At 59.2% G+C, this 16,977-nt stretch carries 14 protein-coding genes and 2 rRNA genes (1 of these 16 only partly in view); 4 read left to right on the forward strand and 12 right to left on the reverse strand.

The genetic code is table 11. The features are described 5' to 3' along the window. The first annotated feature begins 114 nt into the window (after window positions 1-114). Window positions 115-1,080 (forward strand): DNA/RNA non-specific endonuclease, encoded by a 966-nt coding sequence (locus tag ABCN01_RS04795; protein ID WP_342996203.1) that lies wholly within the window; start codon window positions 115-117, stop codon window positions 1,078-1,080. A gap of 129 nt (window positions 1,081-1,209) precedes the next feature. On the opposite strand, the gene ABCN01_RS04800 is transcribed toward ABCN01_RS04795, so the two are convergent. The 4 genes from ABCN01_RS04800 to ABCN01_RS04815 form a co-directional block, all read right to left on the reverse strand. Next, window positions 1,210-3,285, reverse strand: a complete 2,076-nt coding sequence (locus tag ABCN01_RS04800) for an elongation factor G (RefSeq protein WP_342996204.1) — start codon at window positions 3,283-3,285, stop codon at window positions 1,210-1,212. A 310-nt stretch (window positions 3,286-3,595) separates the two neighbouring features. After that, a complete protein-coding gene (locus ABCN01_RS04805) occupies window positions 3,596-4,360 on the reverse strand; it encodes an amino acid ABC transporter ATP-binding protein (RefSeq protein WP_343014215.1) in 765 nt (254 codons plus the stop codon). Next, window positions 4,353-5,006 (reverse strand): amino acid ABC transporter permease, encoded by a 654-nt coding sequence (locus ABCN01_RS04810; protein WP_006235606.1) that lies wholly within the window; start codon window positions 5,004-5,006, stop codon window positions 4,353-4,355. The genes ABCN01_RS04805 and ABCN01_RS04810 overlap by 8 nt, the downstream gene beginning before the upstream one ends. Then, the gene (locus ABCN01_RS04815; RefSeq protein ID WP_342996206.1) at window positions 5,006-5,866 is read right to left on the reverse strand and encodes a transporter substrate-binding domain-containing protein; all 861 of its coding nucleotides are present in this window, start codon (window positions 5,864-5,866) and stop codon (window positions 5,006-5,008) included. The genes ABCN01_RS04810 and ABCN01_RS04815 overlap by 1 nt, the downstream gene beginning before the upstream one ends. Before the next feature lie 572 nt (window positions 5,867-6,438). Here ABCN01_RS04815 and rlmD point away from each other — a divergent pair. After that, window positions 6,439-7,653 (forward strand): 23S rRNA (uracil(1939)-C(5))-methyltransferase RlmD, encoded by a 1,215-nt coding sequence (gene rlmD / locus ABCN01_RS04820; protein ID WP_343014216.1) that lies wholly within the window; start codon window positions 6,439-6,441, stop codon window positions 7,651-7,653. A 78-nt stretch (window positions 7,654-7,731) separates the two neighbouring features. Here rlmD and ABCN01_RS04825 read toward each other — a convergent pair whose 3' ends face one another. The 5 genes from ABCN01_RS04825 to tilS form a co-directional block, all read right to left on the reverse strand. Next, window positions 7,732-8,553, reverse strand: coding sequence for a phosphatase (locus ABCN01_RS04825; protein WP_342996208.1), 822 nt, complete (start codon window positions 8,551-8,553; stop codon window positions 7,732-7,734). Between the two features lie 165 nt (window positions 8,554-8,718). Beyond that, entirely contained in the window at window positions 8,719-9,903 is a 1,185-nt protein-coding gene (locus ABCN01_RS04830) for a pyridoxal phosphate-dependent aminotransferase (RefSeq protein ID WP_342996210.1), read from the reverse strand. 189 nt (window positions 9,904-10,092) lie between these two features. Beyond that, on the reverse strand, window positions 10,093-12,171 hold the full coding sequence (gene ftsH, locus ABCN01_RS04835) for an ATP-dependent zinc metalloprotease FtsH (protein ID WP_342996211.1): 2,079 nt from the start codon (window positions 12,169-12,171) through the stop codon (window positions 10,093-10,095). 61 nt (window positions 12,172-12,232) lie between these two features. Further along, on the reverse strand, window positions 12,233-12,781 hold the full coding sequence (hpt, locus tag ABCN01_RS04840; RefSeq protein WP_022093938.1) for a hypoxanthine phosphoribosyltransferase: 549 nt from the start codon (window positions 12,779-12,781) through the stop codon (window positions 12,233-12,235). Between the two features lie 147 nt (window positions 12,782-12,928). Further along, complete coding sequence (tilS, locus tag ABCN01_RS04845) at window positions 12,929-14,467, reverse strand: tRNA lysidine(34) synthetase TilS (RefSeq protein WP_342996212.1); 1,539 nt, start codon at window positions 14,465-14,467, stop codon at window positions 12,929-12,931. A 48-nt stretch (window positions 14,468-14,515) separates the two neighbouring features. Here tilS and ABCN01_RS04850 point away from each other — a divergent pair, with 48 nt between their 5' ends. Next, the gene (locus ABCN01_RS04850; RefSeq protein WP_342996213.1) at window positions 14,516-15,325 is read left to right on the forward strand and encodes an MBL fold metallo-hydrolase; all 810 of its coding nucleotides are present in this window, start codon (window positions 14,516-14,518) and stop codon (window positions 15,323-15,325) included. Between the two features lie 81 nt (window positions 15,326-15,406). On the opposite strand, the gene ABCN01_RS04855 is transcribed toward ABCN01_RS04850, so the two are convergent. Then, window positions 15,407-15,838 carry an Hsp20/alpha crystallin family protein gene (locus ABCN01_RS04855; RefSeq protein WP_035138719.1) on the reverse strand — a complete coding sequence of 144 codons (432 nt, stop codon included), beginning with the start codon at window positions 15,836-15,838 and terminating at the stop codon, window positions 15,407-15,409. 277 nt (window positions 15,839-16,115) lie between these two features. Between ABCN01_RS04855 and ABCN01_RS04860 the strand changes: the two genes are divergently transcribed. Further along, the gene (locus ABCN01_RS04860; RefSeq protein ID WP_342996214.1) at window positions 16,116-16,583 is read left to right on the forward strand and encodes a hypothetical protein; all 468 of its coding nucleotides are present in this window, start codon (window positions 16,116-16,118) and stop codon (window positions 16,581-16,583) included. Between the two features lie 130 nt (window positions 16,584-16,713). On the opposite strand, the gene rrf is transcribed toward ABCN01_RS04860, so the two are convergent. Next, a 5S ribosomal RNA gene (rrf, locus tag ABCN01_RS04865) occupies window positions 16,714-16,829 on the reverse strand. 141 nt (window positions 16,830-16,970) lie between these two features. Then, window positions 16,971-16,977: ribosomal RNA gene (locus ABCN01_RS04870) — 23S ribosomal RNA — on the reverse strand (its annotated part continues 1,380 nt past the right edge of the window); the annotation flags it as partial.

A 16,977-nucleotide genomic window follows, 5' to 3' on the forward strand; every position in this document is an offset into this window, starting at 1 on the left:
GGGACAAATTAATCAGTAGCGTCTATCCCAAATCTTAAGTATTTGTTCGATAGAACGGCCCCTGCCGGCTCCTGCTAGACTGGTAGATTCCCAACCGTCCATCCAGGAGCCTCAATGTCGCGCAAGTCCGCTTACAAGCAAGTACTTTCCATCGGCACCGCCGTGGTGCTGGGGTTTGCGCTGTTTACGGGATCGATCGACGGAGCGCCCAAGCTGTTGTCGCCGCAAAGCGATGAGCAGGCGGCGGCTCTGGCCGAGAAGCAAAGCGAGAGCCCCAACCGCACCGACGACGAAGCGGACTTGGTCGCCCGGCTCGAATCGGGAACAACGAGCTCCGAGGACTCCGGCGATGGCTCCGAATCCGCCACGACCAACACCAACGGCAACGTTGCCGAGGACAGCTCCACCACCCCCATCGGCGAGGTCGAAAACCCCGACCTTAACCGCGCCCGCGGCGTATACCTCAGCAGCATTCCCGACTACGCCGGCAACCCCTACGTTGCCCTTCGCGCCGACAGCACGCACCCGCTCGGCACGCCATCATTCACACTCGATGAATACGATCGCGCCACCGAAGAGGGCTGCTTTAAGAAATTCTCCAAGCTCGACAGCCTGGGCCGCACTCGCAAGGCGCTCGCCTGCGTGGGCCCCGAGTCACTCGGTCAAGGCAAGCGCGGCGATATCTCGCGTATCCATCCTGCCGGTTGGCACCAGCAGCGCTACGACTTTATTCCGGGCCAGAGCCTCTACAACCGCTGCCACCTTATCGCCTGGTCACTCTGCGGCGAGAACGCCAATCGCAAGAATCTCCTCACCGGCACGCGTTATCTCAACGAGACGGGTATGCTGCCGTTTGAAGAGCAGATTCTCAACTATATTCGCGATACGGGCAACCATGTGCTCTACCGCGTCACGCCCATGTATAACGAAGAGGAACTTGTCTGCCGTGGCATGCGCCTTGAGGCGCAATCGGTCGAGGACCACGGCAAGACCCTCTGCTTCCACGTGTACTGCTACAACCTGCAGCCGCACGTGCAGATCGACTACGCTACCGGCCGCAACCAGACCTCGGGAGACTAGGGCCGACCAAGCTGCCCGTAACCCAAAAAATGATCCGTTTTCCTCCGTCCCCAAGGGATCAAAAAGGGCCGCCCCGGTTACCCAGGGCGGCCCTTGCATCGGCATGCATGTTGCAGGCAAAACCACGCGTTACTTGGCGCGGCCCTCCTCATAGCGCTCCACGAGCTTGGCCTGAACGTCATAGGGAACCTGCTCGTAGCCGGCGGGCTTCATGGTAAAGTCACCCGTGCCGCGCGTGATAGAGCGCAGGCGCGTCGAGTAATCCGTCAGCTCAGCCAGCGGGGCTTGAGCGATGACCACGGTGTCGCCGCGCTCATCGGTCTCCATGCCCGTCACACGACCGCGCGATGCCGAGATGTCGCCCATCACGGCGCCGGCGTAGCTCTCGGGGATAGTCACCGTGATTTCCTCGATGGGCTCCAGCACCACCGGGTCGGCATCGGCGCATGCCTTGCGCAGGCCGATGCGAGCCGCCGCGCGGAACGCCATCTCGTTGGAGTCGACGCTGTGATACGAGCCGTCGTACACAGCCACGCGAATGCCCGTGAGCGGGTAGCCGGCAATGATGCCGTCCTTCATGGTCTCCTGGACACCCTTGTCCACGGCGGGGATCAGCGAGCGCGGGATGCGGCCACCCACGACCTCGTCTACAAACTCATAGCCATCGCTCGTGCCGTCGGGCCCAATGAGCGGCTCAACGCGCAGCCAGCAGTCGCCATACTGACCGGCACCGCCAGTCTGTTTCTTGTGGCGGCCCTGCGCGCTTGCCGTACGGCGAATGGTCTCGCGATACGGAATGCGGATCGGCACGCTCTTGGCCACGACCTTGGTACGGTCCTCCAAACGGTTGAGCAGCACCGAAACCTGCGCCTCACCCACGGCGGAGATAATGGTCTGGCCGGTCTCCTCGTCACGGTCGATGCTCATAGTCGGATCGGCCTTACAGGCCTTCTCGATAAACGTGTAGAGCTTCTCTTCGTCCCCGCGATTCTCGGCCTCGATGGCAATGCGGTACTGCGAGTTGGGGAACTTAAACGCCGCAGCCTCGACCTTGCCGGTAATCGAGAGCGTATCGCCCGTCTCGGCCGCCAGCTTGGGTGCCACGATAATGTCGCCGGCATAGGCGTGACCGACCTCGGTCATGTCGCGGCCGCACATCACATACAGGTGAGCCAGACGGTCGCCCTTGCGCGTGCGCGCGTTGACCAGCTCAAGGCCCGGCTCAAGCGTACCCGTCAGCACCTTGATAAAGCTGATGCGACCCTGCTGCGGATCGGCCAGCGTCTTAAACACAAACGCCACCGGACGGTCATCGTCACTCGAGATCTTAAGCGAATCGCCGTCGATAAGCGGCATCTCGCCGTAGTCGGTCGGCGCCGGGAAGTACGTCGCGATGTCGTCCATCAGCGAGTTGACGCCCTGCTCCTTAATGCAATCGCCCGCAAAGACCGGCACAAAGATGCGCTCGGCAATCGCCTTCGACAGCAAGCCCTCAAGCTCCTCCTGCGTCAGCGTCTCCTCGCCTTCCAGGTACTTCATCATCAGCTCATCGTCGGCCTCGGCCACCAACTCGCACAGATGGTCATGGGCCTCCTCGGCCTGGGCACGATACTCCTCGGGAATCTCCGACTCAACGGCTTCGGTGCCGTTGCAATGGCGCGCCTTCATGCGCACCAGGTCGATGATGCCGTCAAAGTCCTCGCCCTCGCCCCAGGGAAGGGTCACGGCGCCCAGGCGCGTGCCAAAGCGCTCCTGCAGCAGGTCCATCGTGGTCGCAAAGCTGGCCTCGGAGCGCGACAGGCGGTTTACGAACACCGCGCGTGCCAGGCGCAGGTCCTCGGCGGCATACCAGAGCTTAACCGTCGTAGGCTGCGGGCCGGCCTCGGCGTCGACCACAAACAGAGCCGTCTCGCAGACGCTCATCGCGGCAAAGGCGTCGCCGATAAAATCGGGGTAGCACGGGGCATCGAGCACATTGATGCGCGCGCCCTTCCAGTCGATCGGCGCGATGGTCGTCGAGATGGAGAATGAACGCTTGACCTCTTCAGGGTCATAGTCGAGCGTGGGCTTGGTGCCGTCGTGGCCGCCCAGGCGGGCGGTCTTGCCGGAAAGGTGGAGCATGGCCTCGGCGAGTGAAGTCTTGCCCACCCCGCCTTGGCCTACGAGCACCACGTTCCTTACATTGCCGGTCTTGGGAGCACCCATGATGACCTCCTTGCAGGGCCGCGCGCAATGCGCGACGCCAACGGGGAGAGTTCGCGGTCGGTGCCATCCCGGGAGCAGCATGGCCGGCAGCCGAGCCGACTCACCCTCCAAATGTCCTATGCCACCACCCTACCCTCACGGGCGACCATCCATGCACACCTTTCGGCGCACGTATGAATACAGGCGGCGAGAGGAAGAGACGAGCTTATGAAGCGGTTATTGAACCCCGTCGACGCAAACAAAAAGCCACCACAGACCGTAAGACCTGCGGCGGCTTCGCCTCAATTAATAGTTGAGTAAATACCTGAGCCTATCCCTCGATACGGCTCAAGAACTCACGCGTGCGCTGCTCGCGCGGATGGTCGATAACCTGCTCGGCAGGACCCTCCTCGACAATGCGGCCGCCATCCATAAAGACCACGCGGTCGGCAACATCGCGCGCAAACTGCATTGCGTGGGTCACGATCACCATCGTCATATTCTGCGCCGCAAGGTCTTTAATGACACGCAGCACCTCGGCCGTTAGCTCGGGATCGAGCGCCGAGGTCGGCTCGTCAAAGAACAGGATCTCCGGGTCGAGCGCTAGGGCGCGGGCAATACTCACGCGCTGTTGCTGACCGCCCGAAAGCTCACAAGGAACCTTGTTCTCGTTGCCCATAAGCCCCATCTGCGCGATCAACTCGAATGCACGTGCCTCTGCCTGCTCGCGCGGACGCTTGAGCACGCGGATCGGCGCGTCGATGATGTTTTTCATCACGGTATAGTGCGGGAACAGGTTGTAATTTTGGAACACCAGGCCGAATCGCGAGCGTGCCCGCTTGGGCACATCGCCCTTCGCATAGACTGCGCCCGAACCCGCATCCGTCGCAACGGCAAGGTCACCAAACGAGAGCGAGCCTCCGTCGAGTGTCTCGAGCAGCGTGGCACACCGCAGCAGCGTGGACTTGCCGCCACCCGAAGGCCCGATAATCGCCACGACCTCGCCACGCTTGACCTCGAGCGAGATATCCTTGAGCACCTCATTGCCGCCAAACGCCTTGCGCGCGCTTTCGATTTTCATCACTGAGTTAGTCATGATAATAGTCCAGCTTCTTTTCGGCGGCGCCCAGCAGCATCTCGACCACAAAGTTAAAGACCCAGTAGATCAACGCCGCAATCGCAAACGGCACCATGCTCACTTGCGAGGCGACCAGCGCCTTGGCCGTCGAGAACATCTCCCCCACGCCGATGGCAAACGCCAGCGACGTATCCTTGACCAGCGTGATGATCTCGTTGCCCATCGCCGGCAAAATGCGCTTGGCAACCTGCGGCATCACGATATACAGAAACGTCTGCACGCGCGAATAGCCCAGCACCTCGGCAGCCTCGTATTGACCGCGAGGAATGGACTGCAGGCCCGAGCGATAGATCTCGGCAAAGTAACCGGCGTAGTTGATGATGAACGCTACGACGCACGCCGTCCACTTGGAATCGGGCGTGAGCGAAATGCCAAACACGTAGTACGGGGCAAAGTAGATGGCAAACATCTGCAGCATGAGCGGCGTGCCACGCATGACCGAGATATAGATGCGCGCAATCCAGCGGAGCGGCGCGATTTTGCTCATGCGCATAAACGCCACGGGGATTCCCAGCGGAATCGACCCCAGCAGTGTCAGCACAAACAACTGCAAACTGACCAAGAATCCCTGGCCAAGCATCTGCATCATGACCTGAATAGACATTACTTGAGCACCCAATTATCGAAAGATAGACCATAGCTTGAATACTTGTCGCACAGGTCCTTAACCGTGCCGTCCTCGTAGAGTGCCTTGAGCGACTCGGTCACGGCATCGGCCGACTTGGTGTCGCCCTTCTTAAAGCCGACAGCGTAGTGCTCGCTGGACAGCGGCTCATCAAGCTGCGTATAGGCATCGGGCTTGGCGGCAAGCTGATACTGGGCAATCGAAAGGTCGCAAGCCACGGCATCGACCGCGCCGCTCTCGAGCTGCATAAAGGCCGTGTTGTAGTCGCCGATGGTGTCGAGCGTGGCGAACGTCGCGGCCAGATCCTTCTGGTCGCCCTCGAGCACATCCTGCGCAGCGGAATCGGTCTGGGTGATCACGGTCTTGCCGGCAAGATCGTCCCAGCTCTTGATGCCCGCATCCTTCTTTACCACCAGCACCTGCTCGTTGAGCATGTACGGCTCGGAGAACGTATAGTCATCCTCACGGCCCTCCATGGTAAAGCCGTTCCAGATGCAGTTGATGGCGCCCGAGTTGAGCAGCGTATCCTTGGCGTCCCAGTCGATGGCCTCGTATTTGACCTCCCAGCCCTGCTTATCGGCAACAGCCTTGGCCAGATCGAGATCAAAGCCGGTGTACTCGCCATCGTCGCCCACAAAGCCGTACGGAGGATAGGACTTATCAAAGCCCACCACGAGCTTCTTGGACTCCGCAGCACCCTTCACATCCTTGGCCGCGGCAGAGCCTGCAGCGGAGCCCTTGCCGGCACCACCGCCGCAGCCGACAAGACCAAGGCCAAGCACCGTGGCAAGCGAGCCGGCTAGACCAACAAACTGACGACGAGACATATCGGTATTCATGGTATTCCCCCTTGGTGGCACTTTAGTTAAGCAAAGTGAGTCATGTAACGTTCAGAATCATACACTTTAGCGTAATAGAGCACAAGGCGAATTTGCCCGCCGCGTGAGGGGTGTGGGGGTTAAGTTTCCTGCTCTACAGTCCTGCTCACGACGGAGGCCACATTAAGTGGCCTCCTGTTCGTGCGGAACTCGCGATAAACTTAACCCCCACACCCCTCACGCGGCGGGCAACCGTCGTTGGGCTTATCACTGACACGAATAAACCGCTTGTATATCGTCTGCTGGCTTGGCACGGTACAATACTTGCAGCTTAAATTCATGAATTAGTGGAGTTATTGATGGCAGAATCTCGTGCGGAGCGTAGGGCTCGTCGTGCTTTGGTGGAGGCGGCTGAGGGGTCGAAGGAGGAGAAATCTTCTACGAAATCCAAGTCTTCTAAAGCTGCAAAAAGCAAATCGGCCAAGAGCAGGGCTAAGGCCAAGCGTTCTGACTCTCGTCGAGGCGGGGATAAAGCGCCTCAGACTCGTTCCAAGCGCTCGCATAAAGATCCGGTTTCGTCTGCGCGTAAGGCTGTGGACCCCAAGTCTCCCTGTTCGATCATGAAAGCTTGCGGTGGGTGCACGGCGCTCAATCGTCCCTATAAGAAGCAGTTGGCAGCCAAGCAGGCCTCCATGGAGGAGCTTTTTGCTGCTCTTTGCGAGCGCGAGGGTATTAGCGTCGACCCCATTCGCGGTATGGGCGTCACCCTGGGCGACCCGGGCAAATATCCTGCGCCGCGCGGTTTTCGCCATAAGGCCGCCACTCCCTTTGCCCCCGGCAAAGAGGGCGCTGTCCGCTGCGGCTTTTTTGAGCGCGGCACGCACAGAATCGTTGCTGTTCCCGAATGCCCCGTTGAGGCACCGGGCGCTCGTCAGATTCTTAACGGCATCGCGCGTGAGGCTGAGCGGCTGCATATTCCCGCCTTTAACGAGGACAAGCATCTTGGTTTGCTTCGCTATGCCGTCGTCCGCTGCGGCTGGCGTACCGACCAGGTCATGGTTACGCTCGTGACCGCCCAGCGTGACTTACCGCATGCGCAGGAGTTCTTTGAGGCTGTCGCCGCACTCGATCCGCATATCGTCACCGTTGCCCAAAACATCAACGGACGCCCCGGCAACGCCATCCTCGGCGAGGAAACCCGCATCGTGTATGGCGCCGAATGCATGCGCGACCAGCTGCTCGGCTGCGAATTCGACATCTCCCCCACCGCGTTTTATCAGACCAACCCGCAACAGACCGAGCTGCTCTATCAGCTCGCTATCGGCGGCATGGATTTGCACCAGGGCGATGTGCTCATGGATGCCTATTGCGGTAGCGGAACTATCGGCCTGTGCGCAGCCAAAGCCGCCCAGGACAAGGGCATCGGCATTATGCTGCTCGGCGTGGAGCGCAACCCGGCGGGCATTGCCGACGCACGTCGCAATGCCGAGCTCAACGGCCTCACCCGCAGCGCTTGGTTTATGGCCGACGATGCCACCGACTACATCCTAGATGCCGCCGACAACAACGAGCGGGTCGATGTCCTTTCCATCGATCCGCCGCGCGCCGGCTCTACCCCCGAGTTCCTCGAAGCTGCCTGCGCGCTTAAGCCGCGCCGCATCACCTATATCAGCTGCAACCCCGTGACTCAAGAGCGCGACCTGCATCAGCTCCTCGACGGAGGCTATCGCCTGCTCAAGATCACGCCGGTCGACATGTTCCCTCACACCGACCACACCGAAACCGTAGCGGTCCTCGAACGCCGCTAACCAACCTCAGTAGATTTTTGGGACAAGAAAGGGGGCGACCCGTCTGGGCCGCCCCCTTCGCTTGGTTTATAAATTCCGCTACATCCCCTTGCGCAGGTCGCACACGCCGGCTGCCGCCATCTCGCGCAGCAGCGTCTCGCGGTCGCGCGTCACGATCAAATCCAGCGGGAAGTGAATCTCGTCGAGCATCTTACGCGCGTGATCGAGCTTGCCAATGGCCATGCCAATGTGGGCATCGGTCGACACGCCAATGCCCACGCCCAGCTCGGCGCAGCGCTCGGCGATCTTGCGGCATGCGGCCCAATGCTCAGTGTCGACACCGTGTTCAAGACTATGGTTGTTGATCTCGATAATCTTGTGCTTGGCCTTAGCCGCCAACAGCACCTCGTCGATATCGAACGGCACGCCTGAACGCCCCGTGTGACCCAGCATGAACACCTTGGGGTGTTCCAAGGCATTGATATACATCTCAGTCGCCTGGGCCAGCGTCGCGCCCTCAGCAATCTGCGGATTATGCACGCTTGCAACCAAATAATCCAAATTACGCGTAACCAAATCGAACAGTGAATGCTGACGGCTGTACGAATCGCCGGCGATATCGAGCGTGACAGGAGTGTCCTCGCCAAACAGGCTTCCGTCTAGCGAAACGATATCGGCCTCGGCACCACGCAGCACTAGCACGCCGCTCCAAATGCGCGGCCAGATATCCTGGTTGATAAAGAACTGGTAACTGCGCAGGTCATTGGGGCAAGCCGTAACCATAGAGCTCAGATGGTCGGCGGATCCGAGCACCTGCAAGCCACGCTCTGCCGCCCAGTACACATTCTCCTCAATGGTCGAATATGCATGCGCAGAGAACATCGTATGGGTATGAATGTCACAAGAAAGCAGGTAGGGCATCAGGTCTCCTTATCTGGCACGGCCGTCGCTTATATTCATTGTACGCATAGCCTTCGATAGTCGTAAAACCACTCCATCCCAAAGACACAACGTCCATGACAACGGGGTCCGGCTTAACACCAAACCCCGTTTCACGTAAAACATTGTAGGCAGAGCGCTTTACTTTTAACGATACTCGTCCGCCAACTGTTTCCAAGCGGGTAGCGAATTGACAATCGTTTCGTAACTCACGCAATAGCCCAGGCGGAACCAACCCGGCATACCAAAGCTGTCCGAGGGAACCGCAAGCAACTCATACTTCTTTGCGCGCTCGCAAAACGCATTCGCATCGGGCTCCAACGCTTTCACCCACAGGTAGAAAGCACCGTCCGGCTCAACATAGGTATAGCCGTAGTCCGCCAAGGCATCGGTGAGCGCCGTGCGGTTGCGTGCATAGGCCTCAACGTCACTCGGCTCATCGATGCAATCGATAATCACGCGCTGGAAGAGCGCCGGCGCGCACACGAAGCCCAGCGTACGGGCAGCACCGGCAACGGCGGGCATAAGACGAGCTGCCTGAGGATTCGTATTGGGAACCAGGATCCACCCCACGCGCTCGCCCGGCAGCGACAGCGACTTGGAATACGAGTAGCACACGATGGTGTGCTCGTAGATCGAAGGCACCCAAGGCACCTCGGCGCCATAGACAATCTCGCGATACGGCTCATCCGAGATGAGCATAATCGGGTTCTCGGAATCGCGCTTGGCGTTGACCTCGCGTAAAACATTGGCCAGTCGCGTCAGCGTATCGCGCGTATACACAGCACCGGTCGGGTTGTTGGGCGAGTCGATGATGACAGCTGCCGTCTTGTCGGTAATAGCCTTGCGCACGTTATCCACGCTCAGCTGGAACGTATCTTCATCGGCGAGCGCCTCGACACACGTACAGCCGGCCTTCTCAATCCACACGCGATACTCCGGGAAGTACGGGGCGATAACGATGACCTCGTCACCCGGGTTCGTAACGGCATTGAGCGTACAGGTGAGCGAAGCTGCAGCGCCCACCGTCATAAAGACGTCCTTACCCTCATAACTCGTACCAAAGCGGCGGTTGAGCGATTCGGCGACGGCCGCTCTACATTGCGGCAGGCCCGGAGCGGGCGTATAACCGTGCAGCTGGTCACTCGGCAGCTCCAAGGCCTTCTTAATGGACTCCGCCACGGCAGCGGGCGCCGGAACGCTCGGGTTGCCCAGCGAAAAATCGAATACGTTTTCCGCACCGATCTGCGCCTTGCGCTCAAGGCCATAGCTAAAAATTTCGCGGATGATGGAGCTTTCCGCACCGCGAGCATACATGGTTTCGTTGATCATCTGTTCCCCTTTCGCATAGGCGCTATTGTACGCTTTAGCCGAGCAAAGTTCCGCAGCAATGTTGATTGGGGACAGACTTAAATGCGTGAAAACGCTCATTTAAGTCTGTCCCCAATCAACAGACGGCCCCATATCGCTCAAAAGAAAAAGCCTCCACAGGTTTCCCCGCGGAGGCTTTTGTTACAAGGACTATTTGTCGGCGTCGGTGTCGGCACCGGCATTGACGGCATGGTCATCGTCAGCACCATCGGATGCGGCTTCGGCATCCTCCTGCATGGCCGCCTGCGCAAAGGCCGCGGCATCAGCCGCCAGCTCCTCCTCGCTCATACGAGGCGCGCGCTTCTTGGTCGGCATGCCGGCCGCCTTGGCATTGCGCTCCTCCTTGGCCGCCAGGATATCACCCTCGCGCTCAAGGTAGGCATCCCACTCGTTGTCGAGCAGGGCGTTCACGGCGTCGCCTTCGACGGTCTCGCGCTCAAGCAGCACCTTCGCCATCAGATCGAGCTGATCGCGACGGGCGTCCAGGATCTCGACCGCACGACGATGGGCCTCACGCATAATGCGCTGAACCTCGATATCGATGCGGCGCGCCGTCTCCTCGGAGTAATCCTGGTGATCGGCGTAATCGCGACCAAGGAACACCTGATGTTGCGCCTCGCCAAACACTTGCGTGCCCAGCTCCTCGCTCATGCCCAAGCGCGTGACCATCTCGCGCGCCATCTTGGTTGCGCGCTCCAGATCGTTGCTCGCGCCCGACGTAATGTCATCGCACATGAGCTCCTCGGCAACGCGACCGCCCAAGAACACGGCGAGCTCGTCGAGCATCTCGTTCTTGGTCTTGAGGAAGTGGTCCTCCTGCGGAAGCTGCAGCGTGTAGCCCAGAGCCTGACCGCGGCTGACGATCGAGATCTTGTGGACCGGATCGGAGTGCTCCAGGATGTGGCCCACCAAAGCGTGACCGCTCTCGTGGTAGGCAATCGTGGTGCGCTCGGCCTCGGTCATCACGCGACCCTTGCGCTGCGGTCCGGCAATCACACGCTCCATCGATTCCTCGACCTCGTCCATCGAGATCACGGAACGATGGCGGCGGGCAGCCAGCAGCGCAGACTCGTTGAGCAGGTTCGCCAAATCGGCGCCAGTAAAGCCAACGGTCATCTGGGCGAGTTTCTCAAACTTAACGTCCTCGTCCATCGGCTTGTTCTCGGCATGCACGCGCAAGATCTGCTCGCGGCCCTTCACATCCGGACGGTCGACCGTAACCTGACGGTCAAAACGGCCGGGACGCAGCAATGCCGGATCCAGGATGTCAGGACGGTTGGTCGCAGCGATCAGGATGACCGACTCGCTCTCCTCAAAACCGTCCATCTCGACCAGCAGCTGGTTGAGCGTCTGCTCGCGCTCGTCGTGACCGCCGCCCAAGCCAGCTCCGCGCTGACGTCCCACGGCATCGATCTCATCGATGAAGATGATCGACGGGGCCTGGGACTTGGCCTCCTTAAAGAGGTCACGCACACGGCTGGCGCCGACACCTACGAACATCTCGACAAAGTCGGAACCCGAGATGCTAAAGAACGGCACGCCCGCCTCGCCGGCAACGGCCTTGGCCAGCAGCGTTTTACCGGTGCCCGGAGGGCCAACCAGCAACACGCCACGCGGGATCTTGGCGCCCAGCTTGCGATAGCGATCCGGATCGCTCAAAAAGTCACGGATCTCCTCGAGCTCCTCGACTGCCTCGTCCACTCCGGCAACGTCTTCAAACTTGACCTTGGGGCGTGTGGCCTCGTTGGTCTTGGCGTTGGTCTTGCCAAACTGCATGTTCCTGTTGTTGGCGCCCATCATCTGGCGCATAAAGTAGAACATGATGGCGATAAGGGCGATCGTCGGAAGCACACTCATTGCCAAGTCGCCCCAAAAATCGGGATCGTTGGTGTTGACGATGTACTTGGTATCGGGGTGCTCCGCCATGAGCTCGGCAAGCGAATCGGAGCCGACATAGGTCGAAGAGAAGCTCTTGAGCTCGCTCGTATCGCCCTTGTCCTTTTTTGTCTTCCAGTAATGACCCGTCACGCTTCCGTCTTGAACCGTATAGGTCAGATCTTCGACGCGATCCTGCTTGATGGCGCTGACCATCTCGCTCGTCGCGAGCTTAACGGTATTGCTGGAGCTGGCAAAGCCGGAACCCATATTAAAGAAGGCATAGCCCAGAAGCGCGCAAGCCAAAAGAAAATACAGCCAGCCCGTACGCGTGGGCTTCTTGCCTCCGGGCATCCCCGGGATCTTTGGGTCCCGGGGAGTCTGGGAATTGTTGTCGTTACGGTCGTCGGGCATCTTACGAATAAACCTCCGGTTTCAAAATGCCCAGATACGGAAGGTTGCGATAGCGCTCGGCATAGTCGAGGCCGTAGCCCACCACAAAGGCATCGGGGCAATGGGTTCCAACATACTTGGGCGTGATGGCCGAGACGCGGTCCTCAACGTCCTTCCACAGGAAGGCGGCGACCTCCAGAGAAGCGGGCTTGCGGCTCTCGAGGTTCTTCATCAGATACTTGAGCGTCAGGCCCGAGTCCAGAATGTCCTCGACGATCAGCACGTCGCGACCGCGGATGTCGATATCCAGGTCCTTAATGATACGCACGATACCCGAGGACTTCACACCGTCGCCGTAGCTCGAAACAGCCATGAAATCGATGTTGGTCGGCAGCTCGATCTTACGCATCAGGTCGCCCATAAAGACCACGGCGCCGCGCAGGACCGCAATCAGCACCAGATCCTTACCCGCGTAGTCGCGCGTAATCTCCTCGCCCAGGCGAGAGACGATACCGTCGATATCCTCCTGCGTAAACAAAACCTTCTCGATATCCGGATGTTGAGAAGCCATGACAACCCTTTCTTGTGCTTATCGCCCACACACCGCCGTATGGACGCGAACTACACATTCTAGCAGCGCACGGGGTAAATTTACCAGCCCGTGCGCCATCAGCGCGGGAATACCGTCAACGTCGCACAGAATAGCAGGCGTGGGACGCTATTCCGCATCGACCACGCGGAGCAGATATGCCACGCGCGTTGCGGCCGTGCACTTAAAACGCTCGTCCGCGCGAACTCCGGCGACCCACACCACGGCACCCCCCGGCGCCGTCCTCACCATGGGCACGCCGGCGCGCTCGGAAACGGGAATGCGAGCCTCACCTAGCAAATCGGATACTTTCTTGCTTCGGCCACTCATCCCTAACGGGCACATCACGTCTCCCGGCGCGGGACCGTCCACCCACAGGCGCGCCAATCGCGCCTCGGCAGGGATCTCGCCACGCGAGCCCGCCAGGATCCGCTCACTATCGCTGTCGGCAAAACCCAGGGCAGCCGCGTCTACCAAAGCTGTCACTTCCCCGGCAGCCGCAAGCTCACGGGCGCGGCGCACGATATCGCATCCCGGCTCAACAGCCATCGGTTCTGTGAAAAGCATACGTCCCCCGCCCAACGGCAAACGACCGGGTACGGTAACCCAGTCCGCGACCAGGCCCTCGCGAGCCGCCGGCGCCTTAAACGCCAGCATGCCAAACTCAATGCGTGCGTCAATCCCCGCCGGAAGCGTGACCGAGCCGGTGCCCTCGGCAACGCAGGAAAGGACTCGCTCCACATGTCGCATCTCGGGACGAGCGTCCGGATCGATGCGCTTAATCGCCAGTCGCACGATGCGCCGCGCGATTACCACCTCGGCCGCAGCCAGGCGCCTGGCATCGAGCACCAGCGCACCCGTTGCCTCTTTGCGCAAACAGCTTCGAAACGCCTGTGCCGAAAGCTGAGACAAAAACGCGTCCTCATCGCCTAAGATCTCGCAGGCGGCGCCAATCGTCTTGCAGACGCTCGCGTTGCGCTGCACCACCACTGGCATTACTCGATGGCGCACGTAGTTTCGCAGATACGAGATATCCTCATTGCTCTCGTCTTCACGCCACGGCTGACCATGTACCTGTAGATAGCCCACGAGCTCGCCATGAGTTAGGTCGAGCAAGGGACGTACCACGATATTCCTCCGGCGAGGAATGCTCGATAGGCCAGCGGGCCCCGAACCCTTAATCGCGTTCATCAAAAACGTTTCCGCGCGATCCGAAGACGTGTGCGCGGTGCAGATACGAGCCGCCGTTCGCGGTGCCCCCGTCTGGGCGCAGAGCTCGCGAACATACCTCCGCGCCGCGGCATAGCGCACTTCGCGGGCCGCGGCCTCAATATTGCCCGACTCCCCATCAAAATAAGCGTGCTCCACGCACAGCGGTAAACCATATTTCGCGCAGAGCTCACGCACAAAGGCCTCGTCGCCATCGGACGCCTTGCCGCGCATATGATGGTTTACATGCAGCACATGCAGGCGCTCGCGAGCAATGGGGGCAACACCGCGTCCGTCTTGGATATCCAGCTTTGATGTGCACGCCATAAGAAGCAGTGCCGTCGAGTCCGCGCCGCCTGATACCATGAGCACGACAGGAGCAGCCTGCTGTCTCGTCCGGGTCTCATCGACTGCCCCAGGCACGGCATGGTGTCCGTAATGCTGTGATACCGTTGGCATTCGCTTCCTCCTTTATTCGTCCGCACCCATTGTATCCTTTGGAATCTTATGTCTCGTCTGCACCTTCATATCCTTGGCAGCGGCTCAAAAGGCAACTGCGCGCTCATCGAAGGCCCCCGGGGGCTCATCATGATTGACGACGGTCTTTCTCGCCGCGAGACATTAAAGCGCATGGCAGAACTGGGACTCTCGGCAGACAACGTCTCGGCTCTTCTCATTACTCATGAGCATAGCGATCACATCAAGGGTCTCGATGTCTGGTGCAAGCACTGGCACGGTCCCCTCTTTGCCAGTAGGGGCACACTTTCGAGCAAAGAAAATCTTTCGCATCTGCCTGTCGAGGAATTCGACCCCGGTGACACCCTATCCATTGCCGGCATCCACGCGCAAACCTACTCAACATCACACGATGTCATCAATCCAGTCGGCTATCGATTCGACGCCCCCGATGATTCCATTGGCTTTGCCACCGACACCGGAGAGCTATCGAGCCAAGCCATGAACACCCTCAAAGATTGTCGAGTCCTCGCGCTCGAAAGCAACCACGATGTGACCATGCTGCGCGAGGGAGAATATCCCCGCTTTCTTCAGGAGCGCATCCTGTCTGCAAGGGGACACCTCTCCAACGGCCAAGCCGCCGAAGCCGCGCGCGAACTTGTTACCGATCGCACCGAACAGCTCATTGCCATGCATATCAGCCAAGACAACAATCGTCCGAGCCTTACCGTCAAAAGCTATGCCAAAGCTCTAGCCGCAACCCTGGATGACGAGCTCGGCAGCTCCGCCACCCTTCTCCAAGGATCGCGAAAACTCTCGATACGCCCCGCAAGCCAGTATCGGCCAGCAACCATTCAATAGACTGTCCTAAACAGCAAAAGGGGCCGGGAATCGCTTCCCAGCCCCTTTTGTATCTTTTAATAGCACAGAACACCAACGAAGTTAGTCGATGGAGATCTTCGTAACGTTCTTCTTCTCGACGATCTTGGGAACCGTAACGGTCAGGATGCCGTCAGCGTACTTAGCCGAGAGGCCCTCGCTCGAAGCGTCCTTAAGATACACGCCACGCGTCGCGCTGTACGAGCTGAACTCCTTCTGCAGGAAGTTCTTGCCCTCGTTCTCCTCGTCTTCCTCGACATTCACGCTAATGGACAGACGGCCCTCGTTAAGCTCGACATCGATATCGTCCTTGGCGACGCCGGTCAGATAAGCCTTGACCTCATAGCCATCGCCCTTATCCTCAACGTCAACGGGGAACGCCTTAGAGGCAATCGAGCTGTTCGCTAGGTCGCTCATATCATCAAACAGATCGAACAGCGAGCTTGCAGAGGGACGAACGCCAAAAACCGAACGATAAGGAACCATGCTTGCCATGTTTACCACTCCTTTATAGGACTGCCGAGTCATCTTCCAGGTGACTGGGACTTCTTTTGACGCTCTTATATATGCCCACCCAGTGCTCATATATACATCGACTATAAAGTTTTTTGAGTCCAGTACTATAAGCATATCTAAGTGCGTATGACTCAGGTTTTAGGAAGGTTAAGGTTCTTTGAACCAGAGCTTAAATACCGAGTATGTCCCCAGCTACAAATAACAAGGGGCGTACAATGAGCGCGTACACGTTGTTGGTAACGAGCTAAAGGGCATCATGGACGACCAAAACCAGAACAATATGTTTATGCCGACGCAGGGGGAAGATACTTCCACGCAGCCGCCACGGTTCCATCGCCCCCACATCTCGCAAGAGCCCATTAATGATCCGGAGCCCGAGTATGTGACGAGAAATCGATATCTAACGCTCGAAGATGCCCAAACGAGACGTAAACATATGGGCGTCGCCTCGGGAGACCCCGTATATCTGAAAGACGCACCATTATCTAAAAACAGCGCAGCTAGTGAGGAGCCACTGAAAGCATCCGCCGCTCATCAACAAAGAGGTCCGCGACCCAAGCAAACCTTGACGCATTCGGCTCGCTATCTCGAAACACCAAAACAGGGAAAATCAATCTTCGTTTCGACAAGTAAACGACGCAAGCAGCATCGACTGACAATCCTGCTTTTGATCATTGCGGTCATAGCAGTTGCCCTTGTTATTCGATTTATCTTCTTTAAATAAAGGCTCAATACCAAAAACGATAAGATCGTCTGGTGTAATAGAGTCATTTACGCCCCATAAACGCAAAAAAGGGGGAGGCCGCGAGGCCTCCCCCTTCTCCATCTCGGATGACGGCTCGGTGCCGTCCACCGGTCAGCGGCGCCCTGGCCTCCCACGGGCTGACCCCGCAGTACTCTCGGCGCGATGGGGCTTAGCTTCCGGGTTCGGAACGGGACCGGGCGTGCCCCCCATGCTCTGGCCGCTGACCGGTGGGCGGCGCCCACCGTTACGGTGTCCGGTGTCTACTCACGTGCCCTGGGGGCCGCATGGCGCATAGGGGAGATGACTCGGGGGCATCCTCGTGCCCGGACCGCGCATGAGCGCATGTCCCGCGGGCCGCGAGGTGCGGTTCCGG

Origin of the sequence: Collinsella aerofaciens, from assembly GCF_039062365.1 — a bacterium.
GTDB lineage: Bacteria > Actinomycetota > Coriobacteriia > Coriobacteriales > Coriobacteriaceae > Collinsella.